This is a genomic window from Inquilinus ginsengisoli, assembly GCF_050434925.1.
GTDB classification, from domain to species: domain Bacteria; phylum Pseudomonadota; class Alphaproteobacteria; order DSM-16000; family Inquilinaceae; genus Inquilinus; species Inquilinus ginsengisoli_B.
In genome coordinates this window covers 5,036,112-5,058,144 of the sequence record NZ_JBNDJK010000001.1, presented here as the reverse complement: position 1 = coordinate 5,058,144, position 22,033 = coordinate 5,036,112, and the positions used below count along the sequence as shown (strand labels likewise).

Here is a 22,033-nt window from a genome sequence, read left to right as displayed (position 1 = left end):
CTCGGCCGCCTCAGCCAAATGGAGGATGCCCGCCCGTGGGAACAGGGATATTATGTCTGTTTTTTCCGGCAACGGCCGCCCACCGCACCCGGGCGGGCGCAACGCCCGGATGCGGCCGACCGAGCTGGTTCAGAGCACGAAGTCGAGGGCGATGAAATTGACGGCACCGGTCGCGATGCTGTGGAAGTCCGAGACCTTGTCGCCGTTGACGTGGCCGGCAATGGTGGTGACGCTGCCGACGATGGAGTAGCGCAGCTGGCCGGCCACGCCGGTGTACAGGCCGGAGCCGATGAAGCTGAAGGCCTGGTTGCCGGCCACGGCGGCGTTGGCGTCGATCGCCGTCAGGTCGATGCGGTCGGCCTGGCCGTGGCTGAAATCGGTGATGACGTCGGCATTGGCCCCGACCACGCTGTCGCCGAGGGCCATGAAGTCGATGCGGTCGGCCCCGGAGCCGCCGATGAGCGTGTCCTTGCCGCCGCCGCCGCCGCCGACGAGGGCGTCGTTGCCGCCCCAGCCTTGCAGCACATTGGCGCCGGCATTCCTCTCCAGCCCGTCATTGCCGAGGTTGCTGCCGGAGAGGTTCTCGATGCTGTTCAGCGCGTCGGCCATGGCGTCGCCGCCGCTGGCAGTGCCGGCCGCGAGGCTGACCGCGACCCCGGCGGCGCTGGTGTACCAGCTGGCCGTGTCGTTGCCGGCCCCGCCCTCCAGCGTTGCTTGTGACTGAATTGTACCAGACGGCCGCGGTAAGGGGATCAAGGCCGACATGGCTCTCTGTTGCCTGTTGTTGAGTGGCCACCCCCGGCCCACGACGGATCGGGGGCGGCCGGACCGGTTCAGAGCACGAAGTCGCCGGCGACAAGAGCGATGCTGCCGGTCAGGACGATGTGGAAATCGGAGACCTTGTCGCCATTGACGTCGCCGGCGATGGTGGTGACGCCGTTGACGATGGAAAAGCGCAGCTGGCCGGCGGCGCCGCTGTAGAGGTTGGCGCCGATGAAGCTGAAGGCCTGATTGCCGGCGGCGCCGGAGTTGGCATCGATTTCAATGAGGTCGATCTCATCGCCTTGGGCATGGCTGAAGTCGGTGATGACATCGGCGTTGGCCCCGACAACGCTGTCGCCGAGGGCGAGGAAGTGGAAGAGATCCGCCCCCGCGCCGCCGCTGAGCGTGTCCTTGCCGGCACCGCCGACGATGCCGTCGTCGCCACCCCAGCCCTGCAGCACATTGGCCCCGGCAGTCCCGGTCAGGCCGTCATCGCCCTGGCTGCCGGAGAGGTTCTCGATGCCGGTCAGCACGTCGCCCGCGGCATCGCCGCCGGCGGGGCTGCCTTCGGCGAGGCTGATCGAGATCCCGACCAGGCCGGTGTAGTAACTGGCGGTGTCGGTGCCGGCGCCGCCTTCGAGCACATCGGCCCCGGCGCCGCCGCGGAGCACGTCGTCGCCGCCCCAGCCCTGCAGCTTGTTGGCGCCGCTGTTGCCGGCGAGGGTGTCGTTGCCCAGGTTGCTGCCGGAGAGGTTCTCGATGCCGGTCAGTGTGTCGCCCGCGGCATCACCGCCGCCGGCTGTAGCGGCGGCAAGATCGACAGTGACCCCGACAGCACTGGTGTAATAACTGGCCGTATCGCTGCCGGCGCCGCCGTCCAGCGTGTCGGTCCCTGCCCCGCCGCGGAGCACGTCGTCACCGCCCCAGCCCTGCAGCGTGTTGGCGCCGGCATTGCCGGCGAGGGTGTCGTTGCCTAGGTTGCTGCCGGAGAGGCTCTCGATTCCCGTCAGCGTGTCGCCCGCGGCGTCGCCGCCGCCTGCAGTGCCGGCGGCGAGGTCGACCGTCACCCCGGCCGCACTGGTGTAGTAGCTGGCCGTGTCGGTGCCGGCACCGCCGTCGAGCACATCGGCTCCGGCGCCGCCGCGGAGCACGTCGCCGCCGCCCCAGCCCTGCAGCTTGTTGGCGCCGGCATTGCCGGCGAGGACGTCATCGCCGATGTTGCTGCCGGAGAGGTTTTCGATATTGTCCAGCGCGTCGCCCGCAGCGTCGCCGCCGCTGGCGGTGCCGGCGCCGAGGTCGACCGCCACCGCGGCCGCGCTGGTGTAGTAGCTGGCCGTGTCGATGCCGGTGCCGCCGTCGAGCTCGTCGGCCCCCGCGCCGCCGCGGAGCGTATCGTCGCTCTCGCCGCCAAACAGGTCATCGTCGGCGCCGAGGCCATCGAGGATGTCGGCGCCACCGGCGCCGTTCATGACGTCGCGCAGGCCATCGCCGATCAGGGTCTCGGCGGCCGCCGCCCCGGTGGTGGTGCGGACCAGCGCGTCGATCGAGCTGCGGATCGACGTGCCGTCGCCGTCGGTGAAGATGCTTTCGCGCACATTGGCCACAACGCCGTCGGCCAAGCTTACGATCTCGGCGTCCGTGGTGCCATTGGCGACCGTCTTGTTGGCGCCGATGGCGGCGCCACTCGGGTCGAAGGCTTGATAGTAGAGGAAGCCCGCAACGGTCCAGCCGACCACGAAGAAGCCGTTGGACAGGACGGTGACCGTCGGGTGGATCTGGTCATAGACGGTGTCGGTGTTGACCAGGAGCTGGGCGCTGCGCACGGAACCGTCGGCGTTGTAGACCCGCGCCGTGATCTCGGTGCCGTTTTCGTCGTCCCACTGATTGTCGACATAGGCGACGACGAAGCCGCCATCCTGCAGGGCAGCGACCTGGATGTCCTGGTTGATCGTGCCGGCGTCGTCGATCAGGTGATGGGTGTTGAGCGCGTCGCCGGCAACGGTCACGCGGGCGCCCGCAGCATCGTAGAGCTGGAACCAGACCGAATGGGCGCCGCCGACGACCGGCGACTGCTCCCAGGCCACGACGAAGCCGCCGGAGGCGAGGCTGGTGATCGAAGCATGGTCGGTGGCCAGGCCGGTGGCGGAGTCGACGGCGATGAGGCCGCCATTCACGGTTCCATCCGCGTGGTACCGCTGGACCCGGATATCAGTGTCGCCGGCGCCGTAGTCGCGGGTGTAGGCGACTGCGAAGCCGTCGGCTCCCAGTGCCGTGACGTCGGATTCCCGCTGGGACAGATCGGAGGCCGTCACCACGAAATCGTCCTCCGGAGCGCTTTGGCCGAGGATGCGGATCCGGACCGTATCGGTGCCCGAGCTGTTGTCGGTGAAGCTGACGACGTTGTTGCCGTTGCCCAGCAGCGCCATGCTGGCATCGAATTGAGACTGGTCCGTCGTGGTGTTCAGAAAGTCTTCGGTGCCCGGCGTGCCGTCGGCATCGACGTATCGACCGCGGACAAAGCCGCTGCCGACGCTCCAGGCTCCCAGATATCCCCCATCGGCGGTCGCAGTAATGGCGACATCCGCCTGGCTGCCGTTCGTCTGCCCATTCAAATTGAAATGAGCAACGACGCTGGTCCATGAATAAGTAACGTTGGCCATTATTCCCCCTTCTGTTCAAAGCTCGAGGCAGCCGTCCCCGACCGGACTTCGGATCGGGGACGGCCGAGCCGGTTCAGAGCACGAAGTCGGCGGCGACGAGAGCGATGCTGCCGGTCAGGACGATGTGGAAGTCCGAGATCTGGTCGCCATCGACGTCGCCGGCGACGGTGGTGACGCCGTTGACGATCGAGAAGCGCAGCTGGCCGGCGGTGCCGCTGTAGAGGTTGGCGCCGATGAAGCTGAAGGCCTGGTTGCCGGCGGCGCCGGCGTTGGCGTCGATCGCCGCCAGGTCGATCTCGTCGCCCTGGGCGTGGCTGAAGTCGGTGACCACATCAGCATTGGCCCCGACCACGCTGTCGCCGAGAGTGGCAAAGATGATGGTGTCGGCCCCGGCGCCGCCGGTCAGCGTGTCCTTGCCGGCACCGCCGACAAGGGTGTCGCTGCCCCCCCAAGGCCTGCAGCACATTGGCGCCGCTGCTGCCGGTGAGAGTGTCTCCGCCCAAGTTGCTGCCAGAGAGGTTCTCGATGCCGGTCAGCGCGTCGCCCGCGGCGTCGCCGCCGCCGGCGGTGTTGGCGGCGAGGTTGACCGTGACCCCGACAGCACCGGTGTAATAGCTGGCGGTGTCGATGCCGGCGCCGCCCTCGAGCACATCGGCCCCGGCGCCGCCGCGGAGCACGTCGTCGCCGCCCCAGCCCTGCAGCTTGTTGGCGCCGCTGTTGCCGGCGAGGGTGTCGTTGCCCAGGTTGCTGCCGGAGAGGTTCTCGATGCCGGTCAGCGTGTCGCCCGCGGCGTCGCCGCCGCTGCCGGTGCCGGCGGCGAGATCGACCGTGACCCCGGCCGCGCCGCTGTAATAGCTGGCGGTGTCGGTCCCGGCTCCGCCCTCGAGCGTGTCGGGCCCCGCCCCGCCGCGGAGCACGTCGTCGCCGCCCCAGCCCTGCAGCTTGTTGGCGCTGCCATTGCCGGAGAGGGTGTCGTTGCCCAGGTTGCTACCGGAGAGGTTCTCGATCCCGGTCAGCGTGTCGCCGGCGGCGTCGCCAGCGGCGTCGCCAGCGCTGCCGGTGCCGGCGGCGAGATCGACCGTGACCCCGGCAGCACTGGTGTAATAGCTGGCCGTGTCGATGCCGGCGCCGCCTTCGAGCGTGTCGGCCCCCGCCCCGCCGCGGAGCACGTCGTCGCCGCCCCATCCCTGCAGCTTGTTGCCGCCGGCATCGCCGGCGAGGATGTCGTTGCCCAGGTTGCTGCCGGAGAGGTTCTCGATCCCGTCCAGCGTGTCCCCCGCGGCATCGCCGCCGCTGCCGGTGGCGACGGCGAGGTCGACCGTGACCCCGGCCGCACTGGTGTAGTAGCTGGCGGTGTCGGCGCCGTTGCCGCCGAAGAGCCGGTCGGCCCCCGCGCCACCGCGCAGAGTATCGGCGCCTTCGCTGCCGTACAGATCGTCGTCTGCGCCGAAGCCGTCGAGGATGTCGCTGCCGCCGCCGCCGTCCATGAGGTCGCGCAGGCCGTCGCCGGTCAGGGTCTCGTCCGCCGCACTGCCGAAGGTGGTGCGGGTCAGCGCATGGATCGAGCTGCGGACCGAACTTCCGTCGCCGTCGGTGAACGAGCTCTCGCGCACATTGGCCAACTGGCCGTCGGCCAGGGCCGCGATCTCGGCTTCGACGACGCTGGTGTCGTGGGCGAGGTAGTCGGAGCCGATGGCGGTGCCCGACGGGTCATAGGCCTGGTAGTAGAGCTTGTCCCCACTGATCCAGCCGACCACGAAATAGCCGTTGGACAGCACGGTGATCGTCGGACGGAGTTGATCGCCCCCGAGGTCGTCGTTGACCAGCAAGAACTCGCTGCGCTCCGTTCCGTCGGCATTGTAGACCTGCGCCGTGATCTCGGTGCCGTCGCCGACGTCCCAGCCGCTGTCGACATAGGTGACGACGAAGCCGCCATCCTGCAGGGCGGCGACCTGGATGTCCTGGTTGATCGAGCCGGTGTCGTCGATCAGGTGATGGCTGTTGAGCGCGTCGCCCGCGACGGTCACGCGACCGCCCGATGCGTCGTAGAGCTGGAACCAGACGGAATGGCTGCCGCCGGCGGTCAGGGACTGCTCCCAGGCCACGACGAAGCCGCCGGAGGCGAGGCCGGTGATCGAGGCATGGTCGGTGGCCAGGGTGGTGCTGTTGTCGACGATGATCGACCCGCCGATCACGGCTCCATCCGCATCGTACCGCTGGATCCGGACATCGGTGTCGCCGTCGCCGAAATCGCGGGTGTAGGCGACCGCGAAGCCGTCGGCCCCCACCGCCGCGACGTCAGATTCCAACTGGGGCAGGTCGGAGGCCGGCACCGCGAAGTCCAGAGGCGGAGCGCCGTCGCCGAGGATGCGGATCCGGATCGTCTCGGTGCCCGAGCTGTTATCGGTGAAGCTCACGACATTATGGCCGTTGCCCAGCAGCGCCATGCTGGCATCGAATTGGCTGTTGAGCGTCGTGGTGTTGAGGAAGTCTTCGGTGCCCGGCGTGCCGTGGGCATCGACGTGTCGGCCCCGGACAAAGCCGCTGCCGACGCTCCAAGTTCCCAGATACCCCCCGTCGGCGGTCGCGGTGATGGCGACATCCGCCTGGCTTCCGCTCGCGTCGGCATTCAAGACGAAACCGAAAACGTCATAGGCCCATGAATAGCTGACTGTGGCCATGCTTTCCCCCTCCCGTTCAAATTACATGTCGACGAGTGCTTGCGACCGAACTGCGCCAGACGGCCGCGATACAAGACCGTGACAGAAATGGCTCTCTATTGCTCACGACAGTTTCTTTTTTGCTCTTGATCCTGCCGCATTCAATCGGACCAAGACGGAATATTGTTATCTCAACTCGTTCCTCTGACGGCCGGAGTCCTGTCCAAGGATCAACATAAGGCCAAAGGGTTCCGCAGCATTGAGCAGCGGGGCGCATCTTATTTTATGAAACTGTGCCATAATTATGGTCGAGGACCTATCTCGCACGGCCTTCCGGCCTGAAGGAGCGGCGCACCCGACGACAACGACCAGACTGTTTGGAAACCGCCGTGGCGGCCTGGCGGAGCCGGAGGATGCGCTCTATCGAGAGGTGGGTAGCGTGTCCGCTTTTCGCGGGGTGCGCCGTCGTCAGAGCACGAAATCGGCGGCGGCGAAGACGATATTGCCGGTCATGGTGATGTGGAAGTCCGAGACCTTGTCGCCGTTGACGTCCCCGGCGACCGTGGTGATGCCGCCGACCACCGCATAGCGCAGCTGTCCGGCGACACCGGTGTAGAGGGCGCTGCCGATGAAGCTGAAGGCCTGGTCGCCGGCCACGCCGGTTCGGGCGTCGATCCCCATCAGGTCGATGCGGTCGCCCTGGATGCGGCTGAAATCGGTGATCCGGTCGGCATTGGCCCCGACCGCGCTGTCCCCGACCGCGGCGAAGGTGAAGTGGTCGACCCCGGCGCCGCCGGTCAGCGCGTCCTTGCCGGCCCTCCCGACAAGGGCGTCATTGCCGTTCCATCCCTGCAAGACATTGGCGCCGGCGTTGCCGTAGAGGCTGTCGTTGCCTTGGCTGCCGGAAATGTTCTCGATGCCGGTCAGGATGTCACCCTGCGCCTCCCCGCCGCTGGCGGTGCCGCTGGCGAGGCTGACCAGGATTCCGGTCGTGCTGCCGTAGTAGCTGGCAGTGTCGGTGCCGGCGGAGCCTGCCAGCGCATCGGCCCCGGCGCCGCCGCGGAGGACATCGTTGCCGGCACCGCCGTCGAGGATGTCGTTGCCGGCCTCGCCCGACAGCGTGTCGGCGACCACGCCGTCGATGCCGGTGGCGAGCACGTCATTGCCGGCGCCGCCGCGCAATTCGACCGCGTAGCCCCAGCTGTTGGTGCGGATCCGGTCGTCGCCGCTGGAGCCCTGGATCGCCTCCCAGTTCCGCCAGACATCCGGGCCGACATCCGCGTCGAGCAAACCTGCCTGCCAGTCGGCCACCATGGGTCTTTCGAACACGATGGTGTCGTAGCCGGCGCCGCCATCCATCGCATCCGCCCCAGCGCCGACATGGAGCCGGTCGTCTCCGTCACCGCCGTCGAGCACATCAGCTCCGGCGCCGGCGCGGAGCACGTCGTTGCCGCCCCAGCCCCGCAGCGTGTTGGCGTCGGCACTACCGGTCAGCGCGTCGGCCGCCTGGCTGCCGGACACGTTCTCGATCCTGATCAGAACATCGCCTGCTGCCTCGCCGCCGCTGCCGGAGCCGGCAACCAGATCGACCGTCACCGCGGTACTGTTGCCGTAGTCGACAGTATCGATGCCGTCGCCGCCGTCCAGCCGGTCCGCCCCGGCCCCGCCCTCGAGAAAATCGTCGCCGAGATCACCCGCAAAGGAGTCATTCCCGGTGTCGCCTTGCAGGACGTCATCGCCGACACCGCCCTCCAGCAGGTCGGCACCGCCGCCGCCGGAGAGCATATCGTCGCCGCCGGCGCCCGATAGCCGGTTATTGTCGACCGATCCGATCAGGATGTCGTTGTACTCGGAATTCGCCACGACATTCTCGATCCCGATCAGAACGTCGTCGAAGCCGGTCACGCTGGCTCTGCCGATGCCGGTGGCCAGGTTGACATACAAGGCGTCATTGAGACTGACGCCGTAGACGAGGGTATCAATGCCGGCGCCGCCGTCCATTCGGTCGGCCCCGTGCCCGCCATGGATTTCGTCGTTGCCGGCGCCGCCGTAAACCGTGTCGCTTTCTCCGGAATCGAAAAAAATGACGTCGCCAGTGTGCAAGATGTCGTCACCTGCGCCGCCATGGAGCTCGTCGCCGCCGAAGCCGCCATGGAGATAGTCGTTGCCTTCGCCGCCGTCGAGGAAGTCGGCGTTGCTGTCGGCGATCAGCCTGTCGTCTCCGCCATTGCCGTACATCCGGTCAGCATTGACGGTGCCGGTGAAGTCGTCATTGCCGGAGGTGCCAATGTAGTCGGCCATGTCTGCTCCTTTTGGCTATGCGTGACGCCGAGGCCGGCGGTCACCAGGAGGATGCTGCCGGTGAGTCTGATCTGGAAGCCCGAAGTACCGTCGCCGTCGAAGCGCTGTGGATGTCGGCCGGTGCCGCTGTGCATCACCCATGACCCGCCGCCGCCGCCGGGCTAGGATCGGACCCGAACCCCGAGTCACGGAGGCCGCTTGATGCGTCCGATCTTCATCATGGTGAAATGCGAGCTCGGCCACGCCTATGACACGGCCGAGCATGCTGTCGACGAGATCGAGGAGGTGTCGGAGATCTACTCGATCTCCGGCCAGTTCGATCTGATGATCAAATGCTACCTGCCGGAGGAGGTCGATGTCGGCCGCTTCGTCAACAGCCGCATCCACGCCCTGCCGCACATCAAGGACACGATGACGCTGATCACCTTCAACGCCTTCGCCGGCAAGAGCTGAGACGACGATGACCGAACTCGCCGCCCGCGCCGAGCACTGGGCGCTGACCCTCACCCGCATCCCCAGCGTCACCGGCACGGCGGACGAGGTGGCTCTTCCCGAGACGCTGTGCGGCCTGCTGCGCGCCAGCCCGGCCTTCCGCGACCGGCCGGACGATGTCTGGACCATCCCGGCCGGCGACCGGCTGGGCCGGGCCAGCGTCGCCGCGCTGCTGCGCGGGCGCGGCCGCCGCACCGTGGTGCTGACCGGCCATTTCGACACGGTGACGTTCGCCGATTATGGCGACCTGCAGACGCTGGCGACCGAGCCGGAGCAGTTGAAGGACGCCCTGCTGGCCCGGCTGCGGCGGGATGCGCGCAGCGAGGCCGAGCAGCGGGCCCTGGCCGACCTGTCCGGGCCGGACTTCCTGCCCGGGCGCGGGCTGCTCGACATGAAGGGCGGGCTCGCCGCCGGGCTGGCGGTGCTGGAGGCGGCGGCCGCGGAGCCGGAGCGCGAGGGCAACCTGCTGTTCCTCGCCGTGCCGGACGAGGAGGTCAACTCCGCCGGCGCCCGCAGCGCCGCCCGTGCCCTGCCCGGCGTGGCCGAGCGGCTGGGGCTGAGCCTGGACGCCGCGATCAATCTCGACTGCCTGGGCGACACCGGCGACGGCCGCTTCGGCCGGTCGGTGGCGCTGGGCAGCGTCGGCAAGCTGCTGCCCAGCGCGCTGGTGATCGGCCGCGCCGCCCATGCCGCCGAGACGATCCACGGCGTCGGCGCCGCCGCCCTGGCCGGCGCCATCGCCGCCGCGGTGGAATGGGCGCCGGAGCTGACCGAGAGCCTGGGCAACGCCTCCGGCACGCCGGCGACGCTGCTGGGCATGAAGGACGGCAAGGCCGGCTACGACGTCACCACCCCCGGCACCGTCTGGATGTTCTGGAACACCGCGCGGTACCGGCGCGGGCCGGAGCAGGTGCTGGCGCCGCTGGCCCGGCTGATCGAGGACGCGGCCGCCGGGGTCGCGGCGCAGCTGCGGCAACGCGGCGGGGCCGATGTGCCGGACGTGCCGGTGCTGCGCTTCGCCGAGTTGCGGCGCGAGGTGCTGGCGCGCTCGCCCGAGGCCGAAGCGGTGCTGGCCGCGGTGGCGCAGGAGGTGGCGGAGGCCGGCCTCGACCTGCCGGAGCAGTGCCGGCGGATCACCGAGGCGCTGTGGCGGCTGAGCGGCCGCAGCGGCCCGGCGGTGGTGCTGGGCCTGGCCTCGATGCCCTATCTGCCGGTGTCGCTGGGCGGCGACGAGGCCGGGCAGCGGCTGGAGCGGGCGACGCGCGAGGCCGCGGCGAAGGTAGCGGCACGCCACGGCACCACGATCGGGCTCGAGCCCTGGTTCCCGGGCATCTCCGACATGAGCTTCCTCGGCATGGGCGACGAGAGCTCGGTGGCCGCCATCGCTGCCGACACCCCGGCCTGGGGCGCCGGCCTGCCCTGGCCCGACGGCCCGGCCCTGGCGCAGATCCCGATCGTCAATGCCGGCCCCTGGGGCCGCGACTACCACACGCCGCTGGAGCGCATCCACCGGCCATATGCCTTCGAGGTCCTGCCGGAGCTCATCCGCGAGATCGCGGACGGGGTGATCAGGGGGTAATCGCCTCTACCTGTTTCTTATCCTCCCCCTCCCCTTGCGGGAGGGGAAGAGTAGAAATTGCGGCTCGGAGCAAGTGACGAAGTTCCAAAAAAAGCAGAGGAAACCCCCGCCCCTATTGCCCACCCAGGAACAGCATCCGGGTCAGCAGGGTGTAGTCGGACTCGGCTACCATGATGGCGACGAAGACCAGCAGCGCCACGGGCGGCACGGTGATAGCGTAGACCAGGGCCAGCCGCTCCCATTTCATGTGCATGAACACGGCGACGATCAGCCCCGCCTTCAGCATCATGAAGACCAGGATCAGGGTCCAGCGCAGCAGACCCTGCAGGGCGAAATAGTCGACCAGGTAGGAGCAGGCGCTGAGCACGAACAGCCAGCCCCAGACCACCAGGTACAGCCTGATCGGGTGCTGCTGGCCCTCGGCATGGGTAACGGGTTGCGACTGCCCGTGCCCGTCGTCGATATGCGTGGCGTGTGCCATGTCCCTCACCACAGATAGAACAGCGCGAAGATGAACACCCAGACCAGATCGACGAAGTGCCAGTACAGGCCGGTGATCTCGACGATCTCGTAATTGCCCCGCCGGCTGGTGAAGAAGCCGCGCCGGCCGGTCTCGAAGTCGCCGCGCAGCACCTTGCGGGCCATGGCGACCAGGAAGATCACGCCGATAGTGACATGGGTGCCGTGGAAGCCGGTGATCATGAAGAAGGCCGAGCCGAATTGCGGCGCGCCCCAGGGGTTGCCCCAGGGCCGCACCCCCTCATGGATCAGCTTGGTCCATTCGAAGGCCTGCATGCCGACGAAGGTGGCACCGAAGGCCGCGGTCACCAGCATCAGCACCGCGGTCTTCACCCGGTCGCGGCGGTAGCCGTAATTGACCGCCATGGCCATGGTGCCGCTGCTGCTGATCAGGACGAAGGTCATGATCGCGATCAGGATCAACGGGATCGACTCTCCGCCGATGGTCAGCGCGAACACCTCGCTGGGGTTCGGCCAGCTCTCGGCTGTCGACATCCGCACCGTCATGTAGGACAGCAGGAAGCAGCCGAACACGAAGGTGTCGCTGAGCAGGAAGATCCACATCATCGCCTTGCCCCAGGACGCGCTCTTGAAGGCGCGCTGGTCGGACGACCAGTCGGAGGCGACGCCCTGCCAGCCCTCGGGGCGCGGGATCGATCCGGCGATATGGGTTTCGGCCATCGGCTTGGACCTCCCCTAGCTCAGCAACTGGCTGCAGATCTCGGCGAAACGGTCCGCCCAGCCGGTCAGCAGGGCGAGCAGGATCAGCCAGACCAGCAGCAGGAAATGCCAGTACAGCGTGCACAGCTGGACGCTCAGGCGCAGCCTGTCGGGATCGATGTCGGCCAGGGGGGCGCGCCAGGCCCGGGCGCCGGTGCGGCCCAGGGCCATCAGCCCGCCCAGCACATGCACGCCATGCACCGCGGTGATCAGGTAGAAGAAGGAATTGGCCGGGTTGCTGGCCAGGAAATAGCCCAGCATGTGCAGCTGCTGCCAGGCCAGCAGTTGCCCGGCCACGAACACCAGCGATGCGGCGCCGCCGGCCAGCAGGCCGGTGCGGGTGTCGGCAAGGTCGCCGCGCCGGGCCGCGCCGTGGGCGCATTGCAGCCCGACGCTGGCGGCGGCAAGGGCCGCGGTGTTGATCCACAGCAGCAGCGGCACCGGCAGCGCCCGCCAGTCCGGCATCGCCATGCGCATCGAATAGGCGCTGACCAGGAGGGTGAAGAGCGCGCCGGCGACGACCAGGAACACGCCCAGCCCGATCAGCGCCGTCGGCCGCAGCGAGGCGCCGGTGGCCGGCACGTTGCCGACCGTGCTCTCCTCCAGCCAGGGCTTGGTCATCAGCCCCTGGCGGGCCAGCCACAGCAAAGCGAGGCCGCCGAGCACCAGCATGAACAGGGTGACGATGACCATCGCCGCGCCCTCAGCCGTGGTGCACGGCGCCGGGCTGGTTCTGCGGCAGGAAGTCCTGCGCAGCGCCCGGGACGCTGTAGTCATAAGCCCAGCGATAGACCACCGGCAGCTCGCGGCCCCAATTGCCGTGCGGCGGCGGGGTGGTCGGCGTCTGCCATTCCAGCGTCGTCGCCCGCCACGGGTTGCCACCGGCGTCGCGGCCGTGCCGAACGCTCCAGATCAGGTTGAACAGGAACAGCAGCTGGGCCGCGCCGACGGTCAGCGCCGCGGCGGTGATGAAGATGTTGAGGTCATGCGCCGAGGGCGGCACGAAGGCGGTCTCGCCGAGCTCGAAATAACGCCGCGGCACGCCGATCAGCCCGAGGTAATGCATCGGGAAGAAGATCGCGTAGGCACCGACGAAGCTGACCCAGAAATGGATCTTGGCCATGGTGTCGTCCAGCATCCGGCCGGTGATCTTCGGGTACCAGTGGTAGATCGCGCCGAACACCACGAAGATCGGCGCCACCCCCATCACCATGTGGAAATGGGCGACCACGAACATGGTGTCGGACAGCGGCACGTCGACCACGACATTGCCGAGGAACAGCCCGGTCAGCCCGCCATTGACGAAGGTGACGATGAAAGCCAGGGCGAACAGCATCGGCGGGTTCAGGTGGATGTCGCCGCGCCACAGCGTCAGCACCCAGTTGTAGACCTTGATCGCCGTCGGGATGGCGATGATCAGCGTCGTGGTGGCGAAGAAGAACCCGAAATACGGGTTCATGCCGCTGACATACATGTGGTGCGCCCAGACGATGAAGCTCAACGCGCCGATGCCGACGATGGCCCAGACCATCATGCGGTAGCCGAAGATGTTCTTGCGGGCATGGGTGCTGATCAGGTCGGAGACAATGCCGAAGGCCGGCAGGGCGACGATGTAGACCTCGGGGTGGCCGAAGAACCAGAACAGGTGCTGGAACAGGATCGGGCTGCCGCCGCCGTATTTCAGCTGCTCGCCCATCTCGACCAGGGCCGGCATGAAGAAGCTGGTGCCGAGCAGCCGGTCGATCAGCATCATCACGCAGGCGACGAACAGCGCCGGGAAGGCCAGCAGCGCCATGACCGTGGCGGTGAAGATGCCCCACACCGTCAGCGGCATCCGCATCAGCGTCATCCCCCGCGCCCGCCCCTGCAGCACGGTGACGACGTAGTTCAGCCCGCCCATGGTGAAGCCGATGATGAACAGGATCAGCGAGCCGAGCATCAAGAGGATGCCCCATTCGCGCCCGCCCGGCGTGCCGGACAGGATGGCCTGCGGCGGATACAGGGTCCAGCCGGCCCCGGTCGGCCCGCCGGGGGCGAAGAAGCTGGCCACCAGCACCAGCACCGCCAGCAGGTAGATCCAGTAGCTGAGCATGTTGACATAGGGGAACACCATGTCCCGCGCGCCCAGCATCAGCGGGATCAGGTAGTTGCCGAAGCCGCCCAGGAACAGCGCCGTCAGCAGGTAGATCACCATGATCATGCCGTGCATGGTGATGAACTGGTAATAGCCGGTGGCGTCGATGAAGGCGAAGTCGTCCGGAAAGGCCAGCTGCAGCCGCATCATCCAGGACAGCACCAGGGCGACGAAGCCGATCGCCAGCGCCGTGCTGGCATACTGGACGGCGATGATCTTGGCGTCCTGCGAGAACACCCAGGTCGTGAGCCAGCTCTTCGGATGGTACAGGTCGACATCCGGCACCTCGAGCGGCGGGACCGGTGCGACAGGCTCGCGGATGACGTCCACCATGGGCGTGTCCTCCTGCTTCCTCCCGGCCGGGCTCGACGGGGATCGTCCCGGCCGAATGTGTTCCCTCCTCGCGGCCCCTCCCCTTCCCGGGGCCGGAACTACTTCGCCGCGGTCACCTCGCGGTCGGCCGGCCCGGGCAGCGCCGAGACCTGGCCGAAGGTGGCCTGCTGCGCCAGCCAGGCGTCGTAATCGGGCTGGGCGTCGACGATGACGATGCCGCGCATATACGGATGGCCGGTGCCGCACAGCTCGGCGCACAGCGCCTCGAAGGTGCCGGTGCGGGTCGGCGTGAACCAGTAGTAGGTCACCGAGCCCGGGATCATGTCCATCTTCGCCCGGAACTGCGGCACGTAGAAGTCGTGCAGTGTGTCGACCGCGCGCAGCAGCATCTTCACCGGCTTGTCGATCGGCAAATGCAACTCGCCGCCCTGGATCAGCACGTCGTCCTGGCCGGCCGGGTCGTCGGCATGGACGCCGAGCGGGTTCTCCGGCGTGATCGCCTGGGTCGAGGCGGTGCCGAGCTTGCCGTCCTTGCCGGGCAGCCGGTAGGTCCATTGCCATTGCTGGCCCACCACCTCGACCTCGGTCGCATCGGCCGGCACCTCGACGAAATGGGCCCAGACCACCAGCCCCGGCGCCAGCATCGCCGCCACGCCGACCCCGGTGGCGACGGTCAGCCAGGTCTCCAGCCGCTTGTTCTCGGGCTTGTAGTCGGCGACGTTGCCCTCGCGGTGGCGGAAGCGCCAGACGCAGTAGGCGGTGAACAGCACGATCGCGGTGAACACCACGCCGGTGATCCAGAAGGTGATCTCGATCGTGCCGTCGATGTAGTGCCAGTTCGAGGCGATCGGGGTCCACCACCACGGGCTCAGCAGGTGGAACACCACCGAGCCGACGGCGACCAGAACCAGGACGAGCGCAGTCTTCATCTCCGGTCACCCCCGTCTTGAGCTGCTGCTGGGATGAGAAGGCCGGGAGTCGATCGACTTGGGATCAAAAGCGGATGCGGCGGCACAGCGCGGGGGCATCCTGCACTCCGGCCCATCGGGCCGGCGCGGCGGTTTCCCCCTGATAGTGGCCACATCGTCATGGATGACGGCCTTCGCACTTGTCGAGGCCGGCCGGCTTCTTCATCTGGCCCGGCCGTCCCGCGTCACGGTCGACGCGGAGACGACCCTTGCAGCATCAGACTTGTCCGGCCTTGGCCTGTAAAAAGATGATGCGGGTCAGCCCGCTCGATTGTCAACGATCTCGGGCAACATGGCCCGCCGCCTCAGTTCTTCTTGCCGTCGGCGGCGAACTGCTTGAGGAAGGCGATCAGATCGTCGATCTTCTGGTCGTCCTTCAGGCCGATGAAGGTCATCTTCGTGCCCGGGATCTTGGTGCGCGGGGCCTTGATGTACTCGCGGAACACAGTCTCGTCCCAGGTGATGCCGGAGTTCTTGTTCGCGTCGGAATAGTTGTAGCCCGCGACCGAGCCGGAATGGCGGCCGAACAGGCCGTTCAGCTCGGGCCCGACGGCGTTCTTGGCCGTCTCGCCGATCTGGTGGCAGGCCTTGCACTGGGTGAACACCTTCTCGCCGGCGGCCGGGTCGCCATCCGCCCGGGCCGCGGCGGTCAGGCCCCCGGACGTCAAGACCGCCAAGGCGAGTGCACCGATCAGGGTCGAACGCATCATCACGCTTCCTCCTGGCTGGCTGGATGCTGGCTGCATCGGACGTTGCCGACGCCACGATACTCCGGCTTTCCGCCTCCGGCTTCAAGGGCCGCGCGATTCGGGCCGTTTTCGCTGCCTCACGTCAGCTGATAAAGGCAGGGGACGGAATGTCGCAGCCGGGTTATACTTTGGTCCATGGCGGGTCGCGTCGGCGTGACCGGCGGCCATTCCGGCCGCACTGCCACGGTCAACGCGGGCCCCCTGAAGTTCGGGAGGAACGGACATGACCATCCGAAACCCCCTGGAGTGGGGAGCGGACCAGCTCAAATTCGGCAGCCACGCCTTGCGCACCGGCAGCCAGACCGTGTTCCACGCCGAGGAGAACCCCAACGTCCTGGCCCCGGCGGTGCATCGCATCGGCCTGCGGGACCTGCGCGAGGCCCTGGCCAAGGGCTTCGAGGATTTCGGCCACTACCGCACCGACGTGCTGTATCTGTGCCTGATCTATCCGGTGGTCGGGCTGGTGCTGGCGCGGGCCATGGTCGGGCAGGACATGATCCCGCTCCTGTTCCCGCTGGCCTCGGGCTTCGCCCTGATCGGGCCGTTCGCCGCGATCGGCCTGTATGAGATGAGCCGGCGGCGGGAGCTGGGCCAGCCATCCAGCTGGGGCGCCGCCTTCGGCGTGCTGCGCACGCCCCGCTTCGGCGTCATCCTCATGGTCGGCGCCGTCCTGGCGGCGATCTTCGTGCTGTGGATGGTGACGGCCAACGTCATCTACAACGCCACGCTCGGCCCGGACGAGCCGGCCTCGCTCGGCCTGTTCCTGGACGAGGTGTTCGGCACCACCGCAGGCTGGACCCTGATCGTGGTCGGCTGCGGCGTCGGCCTTGCCTTCGCCGTGGCGGCGATGGCGATCGGCGTGGTCTCGTTCCCGCTGCTGCTGGACCGCGACGTCGGCGCCGACACCGCGATCTGGACCTCGGTCCGCGCCGTGGCCGCCAACCCGATCCCGATGGCGGCCTGGGGCCTGATCGTCGCCGCCAGCCTCTTGGTCGGCTCACTGCCGCTGTTCGTCGGGCTGATCGTGGTCATGCCGGTGCTCGGTCACGCCACCTGGCACCTGTACCGCAGGATGGTGAACTGATCCCCCTGCCCGGCCGCCGGCTCGATCCGGCGGCCGGGTGCGGGTTCAATGCGCTCCGCCCCCGCCGCCGGCGGCGCCCTTGCGCATGATGAAGACGCAGGCGGCGGAGGCCAGCAGGATCACGCCGAGCACGGCGAAGGTGTCGCTGAAGCCCATCACCAGCGACTGCGCCCGCACGGTCCTGCCGATGGCGATGATCGCCTGGTGCTTGGCGGTGGCCGGGTCGGACACGCCGCTGGCCATGAAGTGCTGGGTCAGCTGGTCGATCCGGGTCCGCGTCCCCTCCTGGAACAGCGACACCGACTGGCCGATGATGTTCGAGTGATACTGCTCGCGCTTGGTCACGATGGTGCCCAGGAGCGCGGTGCCGAAGGCGCCGCCGAGATTGCGCAGCATGTTGAACAGGCCCGAGGCCGCGGCCGACTCGTGCCGGGCGATGCCGGCCATGGCGATGGCCGACAGCGGCGCCATCACCACCGCCTGGCCGATGGCGCGGACGATGTTCGGCACCAGCAGCTGGTCGCTGCCATAGACCAGCGACATGTGGATGTTCATGAAACAGCTGCCGGCGAAGACCAGCAGGCCCCCGGCCACCAACCAGCGGGCGTCCATCCGCCCCATCAGCATCGGCACCAGCGGGATGATCAGCAGCTGCGGCAGGCCGGTCCAGGCCATCACCTCGCCGATCTGCTGCGAATCATAGCCCTGCACCTGGGCCAGGTACTGCGGCAGCAGATAGGCGCTGCCGTAGAGGGCGAAGCCGAGGAAGACGTTCGCCAGCGTGCCGAAGCCGAAGTTGCGGCGCAGCAGCAGCCGCAGGTCGACGGCCGGCTTGGCCACCCGCAGCTCGATCCACAGGAACAGCGCCAGGAAGACGACGGCGACGACGGTCAGCCGGACGATGAAGGGCGACCCGAACCAGTCGTCCTTGTTGCCCTCCTCCAGCACCGTCTGCAACGAGGCCAGGCCGATCGCCATGGCGGCGATGCCGAACCAGTCGCCCTCCTTCAGCAGGGAGAGGCGCATCGGCTCGCGCTCCAGCGTCGCGGCCAGCCCGGCCAGCATGAAAGCACCCGGCACCAGGTTGATGTAGAAGATGTATTGCCAGCCGTAATTGTCGGTCAGCCAGCCGCCGATGGTCGGGCCAATCGCCGGCGCGAAGGTGGCGGTGATGGCGAACAGCGCCATGCCCATCGGCCGCTGCGACAGCGGCAGCCTGGTCATCACCAGGGTGAAGGCCATCGGGATCAGCACGCCGCCGGTGAAGCCCTGGATGCCGCGCAGCAGGATCATCTCGCCGAGATTGGCGGCGAAGGCGCAGGCCACCGAGAACACCAGGAACAGCGTGGTGTTGACCAGCAGGAAGCGGCGGAACCCGAAGACCTGGCTGAGATAGGCGGTCAGCGGGATGACGATGATCTCGCCGATCAGATAGGAGGTCGAGATCCAGGCGCCGTTGTCGACGCCGGTGCCGATGCCGCCTTCGATCTGCGGCAGCGAGGCGTTGGTGATCTGGATGTTCAGCACCGCCATGAAGGCGCCGAGCAGGCCGGAGAACACCGAGATCCAGGTGGTCAGGCTGGCGCGGTCGGCTGGACCCGCGCCGGCGGTGGTGGTTGCGGACGACATGATCGTGGCCCTCCGGCCGCGGCGCTCACTGCGCCTTGGCGGTGTCCTGCTTCGTATCGGCCTGCTTGGTGTCGGCCTGCTTGGTGTCGATCGTGGCGATCACCGACATGCCGGGGCGCAGCTCGCCCGCCAGCGGGTCGTCGCGCTGCAGCACGATCTTCACCGGGATGCGCTGGACGATCTTGGTGAAGTTGCCGGTGGCGTTGTCCGGCGGCAGCAGGGCGAATTCCTGGCCGCTGGCCGGGGCCAGGCTGTCGACATGGCCACGGATGTCGGCGTCAGGGAAGGTGTCGACGGCGATGTCGACCGGCTGGCCCGGATGCACGTCGGTCAGCTGCGTCTCCTTGAAGTTGGCGACGACATAGGTCTCGGCCAGCGGTACAACGGCCATCAGCTGGGTGCCGGCCTGGACGTACTGGCCGACCCGCAGGCTGCGGTTGCCGACCGTGCCGGCCACCGGCGCGGCGATGGTGGTGTAGCCGAGGTTCAGCTCGGCCTGGCGCTGCGCCGCCTGGTCGGCCGCCAGCGCGGCCTTCGCCTTCTCCAGCTGCGCGCGCAGCACGTCGAGTTGCTTCTCCGACGCGGTCACCGCCGCCTGGTCGCGCTGCAGCGTCGCCGTCGCCGACTGGACGTTGGCGGTCATCTGCTGCGCGTTCTGCACGCTGCCGTTGCCGGTCCGCGCCAGGGCGGTGTAGCGGTCGAATTGCTGCTGGGCGTAGGTCAACGCCGCCTGGTCGACCCCGACGGTGGCGCGGGCCTGTTCGATCGCCGCGGCCTGCTGCTGGATCGCGGCGTCGGCATCGGCGATGTCGGCCTGGGCGGCCAGGACATTGGCCTTGGCCTGGTCCAGCGCCACGGCATAGTCGCGGTCGTCGATGCGGGCCAGCGGCTGGCCCGCCGTCACCGCCTGATTGTCCTGAACCAGGACCTCGGCGATGTAGCCGGAGACCTTCGGCGCGATGGTGGTCGAATCGGCCTTCACATAGGCGTCGTCGGTCGATTCCTGGAACCGGCCGACAGTCCACCAGTTCCAGCCGAACCACGCGGCGCCGGCCAGGACGATGCCCCCGAGCGGCAGCAGCAGGAGCTTCTTGCCGATGCGGCGGCGTGGCGCCGGCGCGGCCGGGGCTTCGCTGGCCTCCGGTGCCGGGGCGGTGCGGAGCTGGGCCGGCTGAACCTGATGCGTCATGACTTTGCCCTCCAAAGCGGAAACCGCCGGATCGCCGGCCGTCTTCGAGGGCGGCAGGGATGTCGAGGAGATTTAGGAAACTTGACGGTTTCCATCCAAAGATGGGAGATGGGCGCAAGATGCGCAAATGCGCGACCGAGGGGCCAGACATGCAGGAAACGCCGAAACGGCCGCGGGGGCGGCCGCCGCTGCGCAGCGACGAGGAGACGATGCGCCTGATCCTGGAGGTGGCGACCCGGATCTTCCTGGCGCAAGGCTTCGGCGGCACCAGCATGGAGGCGGTGGCGCAGGCGGCCGGCGTGTCGAAGAAGACGATCTACCGCTTCGTCGACACCAAGGAGCATCTGCTGGAGGCGGTGATCGACGCGCGGTCGGAGGCGCTGCGCTCACCGATCGGACACGATGCCGGGCCGGATGCGGAGGGAATGGCCCAGGCCTTGCGGCAGTTCCTGCAGGAGCTGGCACGGCTGGTGCTGTCGGAGGAGACGGTGGCGCTGAACCGGCTGGTCTATGCCGAGTCGATACGTTTCCCGGAGATGGCGCAGGCCTTCTACCAGGCCGGCCCGGTGCGCAATGCCGAGGCCCTGGCGGCCTGGCTGGAGACGCAGCGCCGGCACGGCGTGCTGCGCTTCGGCGACGCCCTGGCGATGGCCCGGATGCTGGTCTCGATGACGGTCGCCGAGCCGCTGCGCGCCGCCACGCTCGGCGTCGCCCCGCTGCCGACGGCGGCGGAGAACGACCACCGGGTCGACGAGGCGGTGGAGATCTTTCTGCACGGGTGCATGGTGCAGCGATAGTCCGGCACCGTGTGGCCGCGGCGAGGTCGCGGCCACACGGCCATGGTCATTTCGGGTCCGGGGTCACCAGCTCTGTCTCGTCCGAGTCGACAACGAAGACCGCGAGGAGCTTGGATGGCTCCGTGTCGCTGGCATTGGCGCTGACGCCGTGATGGTCGCCGGGCATCTCGGTGAAGTTCTCGCCGGCCTTGTAGGTGCGCACCGGCCCCTGATTGATCTGCATCTTGACGGCGCCTTCCAGCACGGTGGCGTAGATCAGCGCCGATCTGGGATGGGTGTGCGCGGGCGAATAGCCGCCCGGGCCGTATTCGACGAGAACGCCCTTGATGCTCTTGCCGGGCACGTCCGGCAGGGCGTGCTGATAGACCAGCGTGACCGTGGCGTTCCTGGAGCCCGGAGCCTCGGCGGCGAAGACCGGGCCTGAGGAAATGGCGGCGAGGAGCGCCGCGAGAATGGCGTGTTTCATGGCGGGATGTCCCTGATGGGCGATGGCGGTTTCAGGCGGGGAGATGGTCGCGCAGCCACTCGTCGAGTGAGATGCGGCCGAGCCGCGCCTCACCGAGCGGCACCAGCGATGTCTCCTCGACCGTGCCGCCGAAATAGCGGGCCTGGGGGTCTCTCACGACGGGGCGGGTGTCGCCGACGGCGTCGAGATAGCGGGCGATGATGCGGTCGAACGGGGCCCGGTCCGGGCCGGCGATGTCGAAGGTGCCGTCCTGCGGCGCGGCGATCGCGGCCTCCGCCACGATGGCCGAGACGTCGGCGGCGGCGATGGGCTGGAACAGGCCGCCCGGCAGTCGGACCGCCCCGTCCACGACGCTCGACCCGGCGATGGCGCCGAGGAATTCCATGAACTGGGTGGCGCGCACGATGGTGTAGGGCACACCGGACGCCTTGATCAGCCTCTCCTGCGCCACCTTGGCCTGGAAGTAGCCGTTGTCGGGCATCCGGTCGGTGCCGACGATGGAGAGCGCCACATGATGGCGGATTCCGGCCGCGCGCTCGGCGGCGAGGAGATTCCGGCCGGTGGTCTCGAAGAACGCGAGCACCTCTCGCGGCTCGAACGAGGGCGAGTTGGCGACGTCGACGACCACCGCGGCGCCGGCGATCGCTTCGGAAAGACCCTCTCCGGTCAGGGTATTGACGCCGGTGCTGGGAGACGCGGCGAGGACGTCATGGCCCGATGCGCGCAGAAGAGCGACGGTGCGCGAACCGATAAGTCCGCTGCCGCCGATGACGACGATCTTCATGGATTCACCTCTCGCGGACAGGACATCGGGCGCCGTCCCGGTCGAGGGTATCACCGCCCTTCGCCTCATGGCCCGACGCCCGAAAACGAGGGAAAGATCGCGGATCGCAGCCCCCTCCACCACTGTGCCGACAGGTGGTCCGGCACATCAAAGGATGGGCGATCCTCGACCTTGGCACAGGTCGGACCGTCGGAGGCCGCCGCAGCC

Annotated in this window: 18 protein-coding genes and 1 pseudogene; 4 read left to right on the top strand and 15 right to left on the bottom strand. The window is 68.3% G+C overall.

Annotated elements, in window-relative coordinates; translation table 11 throughout:
* Positions 1-129: 129 nt before the first annotated feature.
* The 5 genes and pseudogenes from QFZ27_RS24180 to QFZ27_RS24160 form a co-directional block, all read right to left on the bottom strand.
* Positions 130-765, bottom strand: coding sequence for a calcium-binding protein (locus QFZ27_RS24180; protein ID WP_429229017.1), 636 nt, complete (start codon positions 763-765; stop codon positions 130-132).
* A 68-nt stretch (positions 766-833) separates the two neighbouring features.
* Positions 834-3,422 carry a hypothetical protein gene (locus QFZ27_RS24175; RefSeq protein WP_429229016.1) on the bottom strand — a complete coding sequence of 863 codons (2,589 nt, stop codon included), beginning with the start codon at positions 3,420-3,422 and terminating at the stop codon, positions 834-836.
* A 73-nt stretch (positions 3,423-3,495) separates the two neighbouring features.
* Complete coding sequence (locus tag QFZ27_RS24170; protein WP_429229015.1) at positions 3,496-3,888, bottom strand: M10 family metallopeptidase C-terminal domain-containing protein; 393 nt, start codon at positions 3,886-3,888, stop codon at positions 3,496-3,498.
* 199 nt (positions 3,889-4,087) lie between these two features.
* Positions 4,088-4,909, bottom strand: a pseudogene (locus QFZ27_RS24165) (calcium-binding protein); the annotation flags it as partial.
* A 1,641-nt stretch (positions 4,910-6,550) separates the two neighbouring features.
* Positions 6,551-8,383 carry a calcium-binding protein gene (locus QFZ27_RS24160; RefSeq protein WP_429229014.1) on the bottom strand — a complete coding sequence of 611 codons (1,833 nt, stop codon included), beginning with the start codon at positions 8,381-8,383 and terminating at the stop codon, positions 6,551-6,553.
* A gap of 201 nt (positions 8,384-8,584) precedes the next feature.
* Here QFZ27_RS24160 and QFZ27_RS24155 point away from each other — a divergent pair, with 201 nt between their 5' ends.
* Positions 8,585-8,836, top strand: coding sequence for an Lrp/AsnC ligand binding domain-containing protein (locus QFZ27_RS24155; RefSeq protein ID WP_395677214.1), 252 nt, complete (start codon positions 8,585-8,587; stop codon positions 8,834-8,836).
* A 7-nt stretch (positions 8,837-8,843) separates the two neighbouring features.
* Positions 8,844-10,454 carry a M20/M25/M40 family metallo-hydrolase gene (locus QFZ27_RS24150; RefSeq protein WP_429229013.1) on the top strand — a complete coding sequence of 537 codons (1,611 nt, stop codon included), beginning with the start codon at positions 8,844-8,846 and terminating at the stop codon, positions 10,452-10,454.
* A gap of 112 nt (positions 10,455-10,566) precedes the next feature.
* Here QFZ27_RS24150 and QFZ27_RS24145 read toward each other — a convergent pair whose 3' ends face one another.
* The 6 genes from QFZ27_RS24145 to QFZ27_RS24120 form a co-directional block, all read right to left on the bottom strand.
* Positions 10,567-10,935 (bottom strand): cytochrome C oxidase subunit IV family protein, encoded by a 369-nt coding sequence (locus QFZ27_RS24145; protein ID WP_429229012.1) that lies wholly within the window; start codon positions 10,933-10,935, stop codon positions 10,567-10,569.
* 5 nt (positions 10,936-10,940) lie between these two features.
* A complete protein-coding gene (locus QFZ27_RS24140; RefSeq protein ID WP_429229011.1) occupies positions 10,941-11,654 on the bottom strand; it encodes a heme-copper oxidase subunit III family protein in 714 nt (237 codons plus the stop codon).
* A 15-nt stretch (positions 11,655-11,669) separates the two neighbouring features.
* Positions 11,670-12,386: a cytochrome c oxidase subunit 3 gene (locus QFZ27_RS24135; RefSeq protein WP_429229010.1), complete on the bottom strand. Its 717-nt coding sequence runs from the start codon at positions 12,384-12,386 to the stop codon at positions 11,670-11,672.
* Positions 12,387-12,396: 10 nt separating this feature from the next.
* Positions 12,397-14,160 carry a cytochrome c oxidase subunit I gene (gene ctaD / locus QFZ27_RS24130; RefSeq protein ID WP_429229009.1) on the bottom strand — a complete coding sequence of 588 codons (1,764 nt, stop codon included), beginning with the start codon at positions 14,158-14,160 and terminating at the stop codon, positions 12,397-12,399.
* 98 nt (positions 14,161-14,258) lie between these two features.
* Positions 14,259-15,089 (bottom strand): cytochrome c oxidase subunit II, encoded by an 831-nt coding sequence (locus tag QFZ27_RS24125; RefSeq protein WP_429229008.1) that lies wholly within the window; start codon positions 15,087-15,089, stop codon positions 14,259-14,261.
* A 344-nt stretch (positions 15,090-15,433) separates the two neighbouring features.
* Positions 15,434-15,838: a c-type cytochrome gene (locus QFZ27_RS24120; RefSeq protein ID WP_429229007.1), complete on the bottom strand. Its 405-nt coding sequence runs from the start codon at positions 15,836-15,838 to the stop codon at positions 15,434-15,436.
* 262 nt (positions 15,839-16,100) lie between these two features.
* Here QFZ27_RS24120 and QFZ27_RS24115 point away from each other — a divergent pair, with 262 nt between their 5' ends.
* Entirely contained in the window at positions 16,101-16,961 is an 861-nt protein-coding gene (locus QFZ27_RS24115; protein ID WP_429229006.1) for a DUF2189 domain-containing protein, read from the top strand.
* Between the two features lie 45 nt (positions 16,962-17,006).
* On the opposite strand, the gene QFZ27_RS24110 is transcribed toward QFZ27_RS24115, so the two are convergent.
* Both QFZ27_RS24110 and QFZ27_RS24105 read right to left on the bottom strand, forming a co-directional pair.
* The gene (locus QFZ27_RS24110; RefSeq protein ID WP_429229005.1) at positions 17,007-18,590 is read right to left on the bottom strand and encodes a DHA2 family efflux MFS transporter permease subunit; all 1,584 of its coding nucleotides are present in this window, start codon (positions 18,588-18,590) and stop codon (positions 17,007-17,009) included.
* A 25-nt stretch (positions 18,591-18,615) separates the two neighbouring features.
* A complete protein-coding gene (locus tag QFZ27_RS24105; RefSeq protein WP_429229004.1) occupies positions 18,616-19,779 on the bottom strand; it encodes an HlyD family secretion protein in 1,164 nt (387 codons plus the stop codon).
* 149 nt (positions 19,780-19,928) lie between these two features.
* Between QFZ27_RS24105 and QFZ27_RS24100 the strand changes: the two genes are divergently transcribed.
* Positions 19,929-20,576 (top strand): TetR/AcrR family transcriptional regulator, encoded by a 648-nt coding sequence (locus tag QFZ27_RS24100; protein ID WP_429229003.1) that lies wholly within the window; start codon positions 19,929-19,931, stop codon positions 20,574-20,576.
* 46 nt (positions 20,577-20,622) lie between these two features.
* Here QFZ27_RS24100 and QFZ27_RS24095 read toward each other — a convergent pair whose 3' ends face one another.
* On the bottom strand, positions 20,623-21,042 hold the full coding sequence (locus tag QFZ27_RS24095; protein ID WP_429229002.1) for a cupin domain-containing protein: 420 nt from the start codon (positions 21,040-21,042) through the stop codon (positions 20,623-20,625).
* A gap of 31 nt (positions 21,043-21,073) precedes the next feature.
* On the bottom strand, positions 21,074-21,826 hold the full coding sequence (locus QFZ27_RS24090; RefSeq protein ID WP_429229001.1) for an SDR family oxidoreductase: 753 nt from the start codon (positions 21,824-21,826) through the stop codon (positions 21,074-21,076).
* Positions 21,827-22,033: the final 207 nt, after the last annotated feature.